General features: G+C 71.0%; 8 protein-coding genes and 1 pseudogene. 5 read left to right on the top strand and 4 right to left on the bottom strand.

Annotated features, from left to right (window positions below; translation table 11 throughout):
- Positions 1 to 328: 328 nt before the first annotated feature.
- The 5 genes and pseudogenes from DIZ27_RS19145 to DIZ27_RS19125 all read left to right on the top strand — a co-directional run.
- Entirely contained in the window at positions 329 to 1,981 is a 1,653-nt protein-coding gene (locus tag DIZ27_RS19145) for a TlrC/CarA/OleB/SrmB family ABC-F type ribosomal protection protein (RefSeq protein WP_109379646.1), read from the top strand.
- 218 nt (positions 1,982 to 2,199) lie between these two features.
- Positions 2,200 to 4,989 carry a glycosyl hydrolase gene (locus DIZ27_RS19140; RefSeq protein WP_109379645.1) on the top strand — a complete coding sequence of 930 codons (2,790 nt, stop codon included), beginning with the start codon at positions 2,200 to 2,202 and terminating at the stop codon, positions 4,987 to 4,989.
- A gap of 274 nt (positions 4,990 to 5,263) precedes the next feature.
- Positions 5,264 to 5,812, top strand: coding sequence for a TetR/AcrR family transcriptional regulator (locus tag DIZ27_RS19135; RefSeq protein ID WP_109379644.1), 549 nt, complete (start codon positions 5,264 to 5,266; stop codon positions 5,810 to 5,812).
- Complete coding sequence (locus DIZ27_RS19130) at positions 5,809 to 6,462, top strand: hypothetical protein (protein WP_109379643.1); 654 nt, start codon at positions 5,809 to 5,811, stop codon at positions 6,460 to 6,462. The genes DIZ27_RS19135 and DIZ27_RS19130 overlap by 4 nt, the downstream gene beginning before the upstream one ends.
- Before the next feature lie 59 nt (positions 6,463 to 6,521).
- Positions 6,522 to 6,931, top strand: a pseudogene (locus tag DIZ27_RS19125) (N-formylglutamate amidohydrolase); the annotation flags it as partial.
- A 107-nt stretch (positions 6,932 to 7,038) separates the two neighbouring features.
- Here the strand turns inward: DIZ27_RS19125 and betT are convergent.
- The 4 genes from betT to DIZ27_RS19100 form a co-directional block, all read right to left on the bottom strand.
- Complete coding sequence (gene betT, locus DIZ27_RS19120) at positions 7,039 to 9,165, bottom strand: choline BCCT transporter BetT (RefSeq protein ID WP_309074875.1); 2,127 nt, start codon at positions 9,163 to 9,165, stop codon at positions 7,039 to 7,041.
- A 114-nt stretch (positions 9,166 to 9,279) separates the two neighbouring features.
- Positions 9,280 to 10,851 (bottom strand): GMC family oxidoreductase, encoded by a 1,572-nt coding sequence (locus DIZ27_RS19115; RefSeq protein ID WP_109379642.1) that lies wholly within the window; start codon positions 10,849 to 10,851, stop codon positions 9,280 to 9,282.
- Positions 10,852 to 10,927: 76 nt separating this feature from the next.
- Entirely contained in the window at positions 10,928 to 12,394 is a 1,467-nt protein-coding gene (locus tag DIZ27_RS19110; protein ID WP_109379682.1) for an aldehyde dehydrogenase family protein, read from the bottom strand.
- A gap of 862 nt (positions 12,395 to 13,256) precedes the next feature.
- Positions 13,257 to 14,267 carry an LLM class F420-dependent oxidoreductase gene (locus DIZ27_RS19100; RefSeq protein ID WP_109379681.1) on the bottom strand — a complete coding sequence of 337 codons (1,011 nt, stop codon included), beginning with the start codon at positions 14,265 to 14,267 and terminating at the stop codon, positions 13,257 to 13,259.
- Position 14,268: the final 1 nt, after the last annotated feature.

The following is a 14,268-nucleotide window of genomic DNA, read 5'->3' as shown; positions in this document are numbered from 1 at the left end:
CACGGGGCCGGCCAGTTGCGTGGGCGTCTGCGCGGCGACGACGGTGGGCGGTCACGTCGTTCCGACCGCGTCAGGTCGGGCCGGGTGGGGCCATATCCCCTTGCCGGGCTCCAGTCGCTCCTCTATGGTTTTTCGCATGGGATCTCTGTGAGGGATGAGGATGCGCGGCGTTGAGCTGACTCCGTTGCCGCATCCAGCAGCGTGCTCGTGACACACCACTGCACCGGTTCTGTCCGCTGCGGCCCCGTCCGTGTCGTCTTTTCCCGGCGGTTGTGCCGAGCGCGCTCACGCATTCCCTCATCAGCACGGCGAATCAGGAGACACCCACGTGTCGATTGCGCAATGCGCACTGCATGACATCACCAAGCGCTACCACGACTGCGTCGTGCTCGACCGGGTCGGCTTCAGCATCAGGCCGGGCGAGAAGGTCGGCGTGATCGGCGACAACGGATCCGGCAAGTCCACGCTGCTCAAGGTCCTCGCCGGGCGCGAGCAGCCCGACAACGGCACGCTCACCGTGGTCGCCCCCGGCGGCGTCGGCTACCTGGCGCAGACACTGGAACTGCCGCTCGACTCCACCGTCCAGGACGCCGTCGACCTGGCCCTGTCCGACCTGCGCGAGCTCGAAGCGGCGACGCGCGAGGCCGAGGCGGAACTGGCCGAGCACGACACGGACGGCACCGGACCCGAGCTGTCCGCCGTCCTCCAGCGCTATGCCGGCCTCGTCGAGCAGTACCAGGCCCGTGGCGGCTACGAGGCCGATGTGCGGGTGGAGATCGCGCTGCACGGCCTCGGACTGCCGAGCCTGGACCGCGACCGGAAGCTCGGGACCCTCTCCGGCGGCGAGCGCTCCCGCCTCGCGCTCGCGGCGACCCTGGCCTCGGCGCCGGAACTGCTACTGCTCGACGAGCCGACCAACGACCTCGACGACCGGGCGACGGAATGGCTGGAGGAACACCTGCGGAGCCACCGCGGCACCGTGATCGCGGTCACTCACGACCGGGTGTTCCTCGACCGGCTCACCACCACGATCCTGGAGGTCGGCTCCGGCCGCGTCACCCGCTACGGCAACGGCTACGAGGGCTACTTGTCGGCCAAGGCCGTGGAACGCGAGCAGCGGCTGCGGGAGTACGAGGAGTGGCGCGCCGAACTCGACCGGAACCATGGGCTGATCGCCTCCAACGTGGCGCGGATGGACGGCATCCCACGCAAGATGCCCCTCTCCGTGTTCGGTCACGGTGCGTACCGCAGGCGCGGACGCGACCACGGCGCGATGGTGCGGATCCGCAACGCCAAGCAACGCGTGGCGCAGCTGACCGAGAATCCGGTGCCGACCCCCGCGGACCCGCTGTCCTTCACCGCCCGCATCGCCACCGCGGGCCAGGAGGCGGAGGAGGCGGTGGCCGAGCTCACCGACGTGCGGGTCACGGGCCGGCTCGCCGTCGCCTCCCTGAGGATCCGGCCGGGCGAGCGACTGCTGGTCACCGGCCCCAACGGTGCCGGCAAGTCCACCTTGTTGCGGGTGCTCTCCAAGGAACTGGAGCCGGACAGCGGCTCGGTGCGCGTCGACTGCCGGGTCGGGCACCTGCGGCAGGACGAGATTCCCTGGCCGCCCGAGCTGACCGTCCTGGGGGCCTTCGCCCACGGCCGGGACGGCTATGTGGAGGACCACGCCGGGAAACTGCTCTCCCTGGGCCTGTTCAGCCCGTCCGACCTTCGACGACGGGTGAAGGACCAGTCGTACGGACAGCGGCGCCGGATCGAGATCGCCCGGCTGGTGAGCGACCCGATGGACCTGCTGTTGCTGGACGAGCCCACCAACCACCTCACCCCGGTGTTGGTCGAGGAACTGGAGCAGGCGCTGGTGGACTATCAGGGTGCCGTGGTCGTCGTCACCCACGACCGCCGGATGCGGTCCCGGTTCACCGGTTCCCGGCTCACCGTGGACCACGGGCGCATCACCGAGTTCACAGCGGTCTGAGGCAACCCCGTCCGGGGCTCGGGTCCCGGGACTGTGTCAGCTCACGCGTGCCGGACCCGGGTGCTCGCCCCGTCAGGACGCGAAGACATAACGGGTTTTAGGTTCGGCACCACCTGCACATTGTGTTCAACCTATTGACACGTGCATTACAGGGGCTTTACGTTCCGGCCACCTGAGAGCGCTCTCAGACTCCCCCCTGTCACAACTCGAGGTGCCCCATGCCATCCCCCCGCGCCCGCACCAGACCGGCAGTGGTACTGCTCCTGGCCTCAGCCCTCGCCGTCGTCGGCCTGGGCCCGGCCGCCGCACCGGCGGCCGCCGCCACCGTCCCCGTGGGCTCCGGCAGCTACTCCGACACCCGGCCCCCCGGTACGTCGGGCCCCACCACCAACACGGGAACGCCGGTCACGCCCAAGCTGACCGCCGCCGCCCGGAACCGGCCCGTGCCCACCAACGACTGGTGGTCCTCCCTCGCCTTCCAGCGCTACGGCGACAACCCGTACTCGACCCCCATGTACGGACACCCCCTCACCTACCAGGCCACGGCCGGCGGGCTCGACGTCGGCTACCCGGCGACCCCCGCGATCGTCGGTGACGGCCGCCAGTACGAGTACGCCCACAAGCGCGACCTCACCATCGGACTGACCGGCCTCAACTCACCCGACACCAAGGCCGACGACTGGTCCGACTGGACGGTCACCCCCCAGTGGTCCGACGGCGCCCGCACCCTGCGCACCACCATCGGCCACGGCTCCCCGTTCGTGTACGCCAAGGGCTCCGGCGGCAACGCCCAGATCACCACCGCCGGCGCGCCCACCGTCTTCGCCGACCAGGGCAACGTCCTCGGCATCACCGTCGCCGGGCACCACTACGCCCTCTTCGCGCCGACCGGCAGCGACTGGAACGTCGCTGGCTCCACCGTCACCGCGGGTCTCGGTTCCAAGGACTACTTCTCCGTCGCCGTGCTGCCGTCCACCGGCGCGCTGGCGACCTTCAAGAAGTACGCCTACAGCTTCGTCACCGACTCCAAGGTCACCTGGAGCTACACCGGGGGCACCGTCAGGGCCACCTACACGCTCACCACCGAGGCGAAGGAAGGCACCGAGCGCGGCACGCTCCAGGCCCTCTACCGCCACCAGTGGCTGAACACCACGGACCCCCTCACCTCCTACACCTACGTCTCACCGCGCGGCACCATGAAGGTCCGCGAGTCGGCCTCCTTCACCACGAGCCAGAAGGCCGCGGCGGTGCTGCCCGCGCTGCCCAAGTCGAACGGCGTGGACGCCGCCAGACTGCGCGGGTACCTGAACGAGGTCGTGAACGCCGCCGACCCCTTCTCCGGCGCCACCGACACCTACTGGACCGGCAAGGCCCTCGGCCGCCTCGCCCAGCTCGTCCCGGTGGCCGACCAGATCGGTGAGACCGGCATCCGCGACAGGCTGCTGGGCCTGATGAAGGGCAGGCTCCAGGACTGGTTCACGGCAGGAGGCGCGAACGAGTTCAGCTACGACAAGGACTGGAAGACGCTCACCGGATACCCCGCCTCCTACGGCAGCGACACCGAGCTGAACGACCACCACTTCCACTACGGCTACTACGTCTACGCGGCGGCGATCGTCGCCCAGTACGACCAGGGCTGGGCCGCCGACTCCGCCTGGGGCGGCATGGTCAAGACCCTCGTACGGGACACCGCCAACCCCAGCCGTACCGACACCGCCTTCCCCTTCCTGCGCGGCTTCGACGTCTACGCGGGCCACAGCTGGGCCTCCGGGCACCAGGGTTTCGCCGCCGGCAACAACCAGGAGTCCTCCTCCGAGTCCACCAACCTCAGCGCCGCCCTCGTCCTGTGGGGCTCCGCGACCGGTGACACCTCGCTGCGTGACCTCGGCACCTTCCTGCTGACCACCGAGTCGGAGTCGATCGCCCAGTACTGGTTCGACGCCGACGAGCAGGTCTTCCCGTCCTCGTTCGGCCACGACACGGTCGGCATGGTGTGGGGCAGTGGCGCCGCCTACGCCACCTGGTGGACCGCCAACCCCGAGGAGATCCACGGCATCAACGTCCTGCCCGTGACCGGCGGATCGCTCCACCTCGGCGGTGAGAAGGCCGCGATCCGGCGCAACATCGCCGAGATGGAGCGGGAGAACGACGGCCCGGCCGTCGAATGGCGCGACATCCTCTGGGAGTTCCAGTCCTTCGCCGACCCGGGTGCGGCCAAGGCGAAATGGGACGCGGGCCACGCCGGCTACACCCCGGAGCAGGGTGAGTCGAAGGCGCACACCTACCACTGGATCAACACCCTCGACGCCCTCGGCGCCCCGGACGCCGCCGTGACCGGTGACATCCCCACCTCCGCCGTCTTCACCAAGGGTTCCACCCGCACCTACGCGGCCCACAACCACGGAGCCACGGCGCGCACCGTGACCTTCTCCGACGGCAAGACCCTCTCCGTACCGGCCCGTTCCACCGCGACCGGCACCGGAACCGGTTCAGGAGACCCCGACCCCGACCCGGAGCCGGAACCGCCGACCGGTAACACCTTCCAGCTGCGCAGCGGTGGCGCCCTGACCACGGCGACCGGCGGCACGGCGGGCAGCGACACCATCGCCTCCGCCGGCGGCGCCAACCACGACGGCACCCCGTACCAACCCCTCGTCTACGAGGTCCGCGGCATCAACGGCACGCTCACCCCGGGCGCGCAGACCGCCTTCCGGCTCCAGGTGGACGCGGGCAGCACGGTCGGGCTGGGCCAACAGGCCCGGATCAGCTACGACTTCACCGGCGACGGCGCCTTCGACCGGACCGAGACGTACCACTACTTCGCGACCGACCCGGTCACCGGGTGGGAGGAGTACACGCAGGCACGCGGTCTCAAGGCGCCCACGGGCACACCGGGCGATCTGAACGGCGGCACCGTACGCCTCGAGGTGTGGAGCGCCATCGGCAACGGCACCTCGAAGCTCCAGACGGGCACGGACAAGTCCGTGCTGGTGATCCCGTACAGCTGAACCGGCGAGAACCGGCGGCGGGCATCGGCATCCGGCCGATGCCCGCCGCACCGGCATGGCCGGGGTGCTCACGGACGAGGGACTTCGACGATTGACGGCTAACAGCGTTAGCCGTAGGGTGGCGACCGTGCGGCTAACACCGTTAGCCCCATCGGACCAGTCCGGCGTGGAAGGACCACCGTGACCACCACCACGACCACACCCACCGACAGCACCCCGCCCGTCGCCGGCCCCGGCCGGCCCACCGGCACCGTCACCGTGCGGACGGCGCGCCGTGGCTGACCGCGCGCAGGAAATCACGGCCGCTGCCCGGGAACTGCTCGAGACCGAAGGGCCGGACGCGTTGTCGATGCGGCGCATCGCCGAGCGCGTCGGCATCCGGGCACCGTCCCTGTACAAGCACTTCCCCGACAAGGCCGCCGTCGAGGCCGCCCTCCAGGCGCAGGGCATGGCCCAGTTGGCACAGGAACTGGAGGCCGCCGAAGCCGAGGTCGGCGTCGAACCGCCCCTGCCCGCACTCGCCCGCGCCTACCGGCGGCACGCCCTCGCCAACCCGCACCTCTACCGCATCACCCACACCCGGCCGCTCGCCCGCACCGCCCTGCCCGAAGGGCTCGAGGCCCGCGCGGCGATGCCGCTGGTCCGCGCGGCGCACGGCGACATCGACATCGCGCGCTCGCTCTGGGCGTTCGCGCACGGCATGGCCGTGCTCGAACTCGACGGCCGCTTCCCGCCCGACGCGGACCTGGACGCCGCGTGGCGAGTCGGCTGCGAGGCGTTCACCCGTGCCATCCACGACAAGAGCCAGGGAGACACCGCATGACCGTGATCGCTGCGGGGCCGGCCGCCTCCACCGCCCCCCGCGCCGCCGGATACACACACGCCGCCGCATGGATCGTCGGGCTCGCCGTCGCCTGGGGCGCCACACCCGAAGTCGGCGACACACACGCCCGGATCGCGACCGCGTACGCCGACCGTCCGGTCCAGGCGATCGCCCAGGCGCTGCTCGTGCACGGTGTGGCGGCCGCCGCCCTGGCGGTCGTCGGATCCGGGCTGCTCGACCGGGCCCGCCGGACCGGCAACGCCATGGCTCGCTTCGCCGGACGGGCCGGGACGGCCGCGGGCGCACTCGCGTTCGTGCAGCTCGTCCTGGAGCTGATCGCCGTGTCCGGAGCCGACCCGGCGTCACCGGGCAGGACCGGCGCACTGTTCGAGGTGGTCCAGCGCGTGGACGGCGTCAAGATGTTCGCGCTCGCCGCGCTCGCCGCTGCCGCCTGCGCGACCTCGCGGCACGACTCACTGCTGCGGCGTTGGGAGGCCGTCACCGGCTGGGCCCTCGCCGTCACGATCACCGCGTCCGGCATCGGTTACCTGCTGCCGGCCACCGCCCTGGCCCCGACGGCGTTCGTCTCACTGCCCCTGCTGCTGGTCTGGATCGCCGCTCTCGGCGCAGCCCTCGGCCGCCGGCCCTGAGCTCCAGTACCGGACCGCCGGGCATCGACACCTCATCGACCTCATGCGACCACTGCACCCTCGTCGAGCGGTACTTCCACCCGTACGCCGAGGCCATGACCGACGCGGTCGCCGAGCGGCGGGATGCGGTGGGACGGGCGGTCGTCATCGACGTGCACTCGTACCCGACCGAGCCCCTGCCGTACGAACTCCACGGCACCGGCCCCGCCCGTCCGTCTGCCTGGGCACGAACCCCTTCCACACCCCGGCCGAGCTGCTCGCCCGCGCGGAGAAGGCGTTCGCGGGTTTCGGCGGCACGGGGATCGACAGCCCCTTCGCGGGGACGTACGTACCGCTCGGGTACTACGGGAAGGACCCACGGGTGAGCGCGCTGGTGATCGAGGTCCGCAGGGACCTGTACATGGACGAGCCGGGCGGTCCGGCGGAACCGGGGCTCGGCGCGCCGGCGGAGGCGCCGGCGGAACTGGTCCGGTCGGCCTGCGCGGAGCAGGTGCTCCGGGCCGCCGCTCGTTCGCACCTCGACGCACATTCCTGGACGCACCGGCTCGCCGCCCTGCCGCCGCCCCCGCGTGGGGCCTACTCCTCCGGCAGGTGTGCGTCCGGTGCGTCCAGGCGGTGGCTGGGGAAGCTCGAGCGGGTGGCCGCCTCGTGGCGCATCCGCAGGAACTCCAGGTGCCGCTCGTACTGGTCGAGGCCGTCGGCGATGAGCTGTTCCTTGGTGTACCCCATCACGTCGTAGTCCTGGTTGCCCTCGGCGAGCCGGACCTCGAACCGTACGTAGGTGTCGTGCGTGCTGACCGACCGGGTGGCGAACGCGGGGGTCGGCAGCTCGACGGGCCGGACCTCGTAGAGGAATTCGTCGCCGGGGCCGATCGGCACCCGCAGGCCGACGTGGGTGAGGCCGTTCTCCTCGTCGGTGCCTTCCAGGACCTCCGCCTCCGTTCCTTGCTCCCGCAGCGCCTGGGCGACCTCCTGGAAGGCGGGGCGGCACACGTGGTCGACGAATCTCGCGGCCGCCCGCCTGCCGGGGAACGCCATCGTGCGCGCCAGCCGATGCCGCCAGGTCGGCGCCCCCGACAGACCGTGCTGCACCGTACGGCCGGAGAGCCTCCCGGGCAGCGTGGTGATCCTCGCCTCCGCCCGCATCCGCTCGGTGCGCAACGCCAGATAGAGCCCGGCCATGATCAGGAACATGACGAAGGAGAAGGGGAGACCCATGATGATGGTGGCGTTGGTGAGCGCATGCACACCGCCCACGATGAGCATGGCGAGGGTGAGCAGCCCTGTCGCCACCGCCCAGAAGATGCGCAGCCACGAGGGCGCGTCGGTCACCGGGGTGGGCAGTTCGGCGCTGAGGTTGCCCATGACCAGGGCCCCGGAGTCCGCGGAGGTGACGTACAGCAGCAGCCCGACGAACGTCGCGAGTCCGGCGCTGAACAGGAACCCCGGATACTCCGTCAACAGGTTGTAGAAGCCATGCTCGGGGACGTTCATGGCCGTTTCACCGAACTCGATGTTCCCGTCGCGCACCAGGAACAGGGCGCTGTTGCCGAAGATCGACAGGAAGAGACCGGTGAAGATGAACGGGATGACCAGCGTCGCCGCGACGAACTCGCGCAGGGTGCGGCCGCGGGAGATGCGGGCCAGGAAGAGCCCGACGAACGGCGCCCAGGCGATCCACCAGGCCCAGAAGAAGAGCGTCCACGCGTCCAGCCACTCGATGGGCTGGTCGTAGGCGAAGGTGTTCAGGGTCATCGACGGGAAACGGCTGATGTAGTCCCCGACGTTCTGGACCAGGGCGTTGAGCAACCGGAACGGTTCACCCACGACCAGGATGTAGAGCACCAGCAGGGCGGCGAGCAGGACGTTGAGCTGCGACAGCCGTCGGATGCCCTTGTCCACGCCGGCCACCGCGGACGCGGTGGCCATCGCCACCGCGACGACGATCAGGGCGATCTGTGCGGAAAGCCCCTCCGGCACGCCGAAGAGGACTTTCAGTCCGTAGTTCAGCTGCACCACGCCGATGCCGAGCGTCACGCCGATGCCGAACACGGTGCCGATGATGGCCGCCAGGTCGACGGTGTCGCCGATCCGCCCGTGGATCCGGCGGCCGATGATCGGGTAGAGCGCGGAGCGGATCGCGAGCGGCAGCTGGTACCGGAAGGAGAAGTAGGCGAGCGCCATGCCCATCAGCGCGTACATGCCCCAGCCGGTGATGCCGTAGTGGAACAGGGTCCACACCACGGCCTGCCGGGCGGCCTCGAGCGTCTGTGGGTCGCCCTGTGGCGGCGCGAGGTAGTGGCTGACGGGTCCGGAGACCGAGAAGAACATCAGGTCGATGCCGATGCCCGCCGCGAACAGCATCGACCCCCAGGTGAAGATGCCGTAGTCGGGCTTGGAGTGCTTGGGGCCCAGCTTGACCGTGCCGTACTTGGAGAATGCGATGAAGACGACGAACAGCAGGTACAGGCTCGCGGCGAGGAAGTAGTACCAGCCGAACCAACGGGAGATCTTGCCGACCACCACTCCGATGACCGTTTCCGCACCGGAGGGGGTGATGATCGCCCAGATCGAGATCGCGAGGATGAGGACGGCCGACCCGAAGAAGACCACGGGTTTGAGCCGGACCGTGCCCATCGGCACCTCCTCCGCCGACATCTCCTCCGGCACGGCTCCGGTGCCCTTGTCTCCATCGGTCGACACGGTCGGGTTCCTCCTTCGCTCAGGACGAGGACAGGGGCGAGGACGCCGGCTCTCGGCGGCCGGCCGTGTTGACCTGCGGGCATCTGTGCGCGAGGGCGTGAGGGCGCGGACCGGTCACCGTGCCGTCTCCCGGCCGGTGGGCCCGGGGCTGCCGGTGAGCAGGTCGGCGGCGCGTTCGGCGGCGAGCAGGACGGTCACCATGGGGTTGATGGTGGGCATCGTCGGAAACACCGACGCGTCGACGATGCGCACGCCCTCGATGCCGCGCAGTCTCAACTCCGGGTCGCAGACGGCCATCGGGTCGTCCGCCGCGCCCATGCGGCAGGTGCCCGCCGGGTGGTAGACGGTGTGGGCCGCACGGCGCCCGTACTCCGACAGGTCGGCGTCGGAGGTGACGTTCGGGCCGGGCGCGACCTCGCGGAGGAGCCAGCCGCTCAGGGGATCGGTCGCGGCGACCTCCCGGGCCACCTTGAGCCCCTCGACGATGGTGCGCTCGTCGTGGCCGTCGGGGTCGGTGAAGTACCGGAAGTCCAGGGCGGGGTGCTCGGCCGGGTCGGAACTGCGCAGCCACATGCGGCCGACGGAGCGGGCCCGGGGCACGTTCGGCGTCATGCACACCCCGTGCTCCGGGACGGGGTAGCCCAGACGTTCGGTGTTGACGGTGAAGGGCACCTGGTAGAAGTGGAACATCAGGTCCGGGCGCGGCTGCCCCTTCTCGAGGCGCAGGAACAGGCCGGCGTCGGAGTCCATCGCGGAGTTGGGCGGCAGCGGGCCCTTGGTCTCCCAGACCATCACGGACTCGGGGTGGTCCAGCAGGTTCTCCCCCACGCCGGGCAGGTCGACCTGTACGTCGATGCCCAGGCGGCGCAGGTCGTCGGCCGGGCCGATGCCGGACAGCATCAGCAGGCGCGGGGTGTCGATGGCGCCGGCGCACAGCAGGAGTTCGCGTTCGGCGCGCACGGTGGCGGGCTCGCCGTCGGCGCCGCGGACGGCGACGCGGGTCAGCCTCCCCGACTCGTCGGTGAGCAGCCGGTGGGCCCAGGTCTCCAGGAGGAGGGTGAGGTTGGGGCGGTCCATGACGGGGTGGAGGTAGGCGACGGACGTGGAGGAACGCAGGTTGCCCTCCGGCTCGTAGGCCAGGGAGAAGAAGCCGGTGCCGTCGGCGAAGGGCTCGGCGTTGAAGTCGTCGATGACGGGGACGCCGGTGGCGCGGGAGGCGGCGGTGACGAAGTCCTTGGCGATGGGATTGCGGTCGGCCTCGGCCACCGGGACGATCTTGGTGAGCAGCCGGTCGCGGTAGGGGAGGATCGTCGCCGGGTCCCAGCCGGTGCAGCCCTGGCCCACCCAGTCGTCGAGGTCCTGCGGCAGCGGCAGGAAGCTGATCAGCGTGTTGTGGGAGGAGCAGCCGCCGAGTACGCGGGCCCGTGAGTGCAGGATGTGGGAGTTGCCGCGCGGCTGTTCGACGGTGGTGTAGCCGTAGTCGAACTCCGTGCCGAGCAGGTTGATCCAGTTGCGCAGACGCAGGATGCGCTCGTCACCGACGTCGCTGGGGCCACCCTCGATGACGCAGACACGGCAGTCGGGGTCCTCGCTCAGGCGGGCGGCGAGCACGCAGCCGGCGGTGCCGCCGCCGACGATGACGTAGTCGTAGGAGGACTCGGCGCCGTGCGGGGTGGTGGGGGCCATGGAGTGCCTTTCTTCGGTGCCGTCGGGTGGGGCGGGTGGTGTGCTGCGTCGTGCTGCCGCGCCGTGCTGCGCCTGGTCAGCCCTTGAACCAACCGGAGGGTGCCGGGGCGAGGTTCTGGTAGATGTGCTTGGCCTCCTGGTATTCGCGCAGGCCCGTGGGGCCCAGCTCACGCCCGACGCCGGAGCGGCCGAAGCCGCCCCACTCGGCCTGCGGTACGTAGGGGTGGAAGTCGTTGATCCACACGGTGCCGTGCCGCAGCCGCTGGGCGACGCGCTGGGCACGGCTCGCGTCGGAGGTCCACACGCCGCCGGCCAGGCCGTAGCGGGTGTCGTTGGCCAGCTCCACCGCCTCGTCCTCGGTGTGGAAACGCTCGACGGTGACGACCGGCCCGAAGACCTCTTCCTGCACGATGCGCATGGACTTGTCGCAGTCGGCGAAGACCGTCGGCAGCAGGAAGAAGCCGCGGCTCAGCGCCGGGTCGTCGGGGCGGGTGCCGCCGGTGACGAGCCGGGCGCCCTCCTCCCGGGCGACGGCGATGTGGCGTTCGACCTTGTCACGGTGCTCGGCGGAGCTGAGCGGGCCGCTCTCCGTGCCCTCCTCCATGCCGTTGCCCAGGCGGATCGACCGGGCGCGCCGGGCGAGGGATTCGACGAACCGGTCGTACAGGGAGTCCTGGACCAGCAGGCGCGAACCGGCGGAGCAGACCTGCCCGGCGTGCAGGAAGGCGGCGTCCAGCGCGTAGTCCACGGCGGCGGCGAAGTCGGCGTCCTCGAAGACGATGTTGGGGTTCTTGCCGCCCAGTTCCAGGGCGACGGTCTTCGGCCCCTCGGCGGCGGCGGCCATGATGGTGCGACCGGTGGCCAGGCCTCCGGTGAAGGAGACCAGGTCGACCTCGGGGTGGCCGGTCAGGGCAGCGCCGACGGTCGCTCCGGAGCCGAGCACCAGGTTGGCGACGCCGGGCGGGGCGCCGGCCTCCTCGATCAGCCGGATCATGGCGATCGTGGTGAGCGGTGTGGTCTCGCTGGGTTTGAGGACGAAGGTGTTGCCGGCGGCCAGCGCCGGCGCCACCTTCCACGAGGCCTGCAGCAGCGGGTAGTTCCAGGGGGCGATGAGCGCGCACACCCCGACCGGCTGGTAGACGACGCGACTGAGGACGTCCGGGCCGACGTCCACGACACGGCCGCCGTCCTTGCCCGCGAGTTCCGCGAAGTAACGGAAGGCGTTCGCCACGTCCTCCACGTCGAAGCGGGCCTCGGTCAGCGTCTTGCCGGTGTCGGCGGTCTCGGTGCGGGCGATCTCCTCCTTGTCGCGCAGCAGCAGGTCGTGGACGCGCAGCAGGAGGTCGGCGCGCCGACGGGTGGGGGCGTTCGCCCAGTCCTCCTCGTCGAAGGCACGCCGGGCGGCGCGCACCGCGCGGTCCACATCGGTGGCGTCCGCCTCGTCGACGGTGGTCACGACGGAGGCGTCGTACGGGTTGACCACCTCCCGCCGCCCGCCGGCCGCCGCCTTCGTCCACTCGCCGTCGATGTACAGCTCGCCCACCGCGGGGCCTCCTTCGCATCCGGCCGGTACCGATCGGTTGCCGGTCGGCAACACGGTCATCGTGCGGTCGGCGGCCCCGGGGCGCGCGGCCACCATCGCGACCGGGTGGTCCGGGTGCCCCGGGTGGGCTAACGACCGGCCGGGACGGGACCGGACGAGCCGGCCGGGAGGTGTACGCGGAGGTGACGCACGAGGCGACGCGCAAGGCGTTGTTCCGGCAGCGGGCGCCCCTGCGTCAGGAGGTGGAGGCTCGGATGGAGCGGTTGTGGAAGCGGACCGAGTCGGAGCGGTGGGCCGGGGCCGGGAACGGTCCGGTCGCAGCGTGGACCACCTCCTCACCGGTGGACGGCTCGCCGTCGCCCAGCAGTGGCTGCCGGCGCCGGAGGAGGCCGGGCAGGCGTCCGCTCCCGCACGTGCGTCGGTCAACGCGTCGCAGCGTTCGCATCACGCGGTTCAGGACGGCGACCGCAGGACCCCTCTACTCGGACCTCCCGTCACGCCGCAGGCGAGCAGGTCGGCACCTCGGGCGCTGGTGTACGCACTGACCGCACGAGACGGCTGTGCTGCGTCCACAGCCGGCGCTGCGAACTCCGTGGTTCTGATCGCGGCTCAGGAGCAGGGCAACGCCTCCCGGCGTCCGGGCCGGCCTCGGCCGGCCGGCACCCATCTTCTTCATCACGACGACGGGCAGGTTGTCCGGCCGCTCCCGGAGCGTACTCATGCACTACAGGGCGGACGGGACCCGGATCAGCCGGGAAGTACACGAAGCGCTCCGGAACCGTTCCGGGGGCATCAGCGCATCGTTCTTGCGGAATCGGTGCTCCTCGAGGAGTACGTGCAGGGCCTTGGCGCTTGATCCCACTCAGCTCGGCCCATCGAAGGCGGACCTGGCTGAAACGCTGAGAGTGCTACAGGGTGCCCCGGTTTTCACGTCCGCCAACTGCGGGAGCACCTCACTCGCGATGAGCTCCAGGTGGTCGAGGTCAGTGAGGTCGGTCAGTCGCAGATGGAGCCGGCTCGCGCCGATCGCGGCGAACTCGCCGAGCCGCTCGACGAGCTGGGCCGGGGATCCGACCACCGGATCCTCCGGCGGCAGCGCGCTCTTGACGTGCAGCGGGGCGGCCCGCCGCCGCGCCTCCGCGTCGGTACGGCCGATCGCGACCACGACACCGGCCGAGAGCACCAGCGGTGGCCGACCGGCGTCGGCCCGACCGGTCCGGTCGCACGCCTCGGCCACCCGCTGGTACGCCTGTGCCGTCTCTGCCACCGACTTGAAGGGCATGTTGAACTCGTCGGCGTACCGGGCGGCTAGCGCCGGGGTGCGCTTGGCGCCACGACCCCCGACGATGATCGGCGGCCCCGGCACCTGCACCGGTTTCGGCAGGGCGGGCGCGTCGACCAGTTGGTAGTGGTCGCCGTGGTGGCTGAAACTCTCGCCGATCGGTGTCCGCCACAGGCCAGTGATCACCGCCAGCTGCTCCTCCAGCCGGTCGAAGCGCTCCCCGACGGCCGGGAACGGAATGCCGTACGAGGTGTGCTCCCGTTCGTACCAGCCGGCGCCGACGCCCAGCTCCACCCGTCCGCCGCTCATCCGGTCGACCTGTGCCACCATCACGGCCAGCGGGCCGGGCAGCCGGAAGGTGGCCGAGGTGACCAGGGTGCCCAGCCGGATCCGGGAGGTCTCCCGGGCGAGCGCACCCAGCGTCAGCCACGCGTCGGTGGGGCCGGGCAGCCCGGGATCGGCGCCCATCGCCTGGTAGTGGTCGGCCCGGAAGAAACCCTCGAACCCGCCGTCCTCGACGAGTCGTACGAAGCGCAGCTGATCGTCGTAGTCGGCGCCGCGGTGCGGCTCGGTGAAGACGCAGATCCGCACG

Source organism: Streptomyces sp. NWU339 (assembly GCF_003143855.1).
Lineage (GTDB): Bacteria > Actinomycetota > Actinomycetes > Streptomycetales > Streptomycetaceae > Streptomyces.
This window is presented reverse-complemented; position numbering and strand designations above follow the sequence as displayed.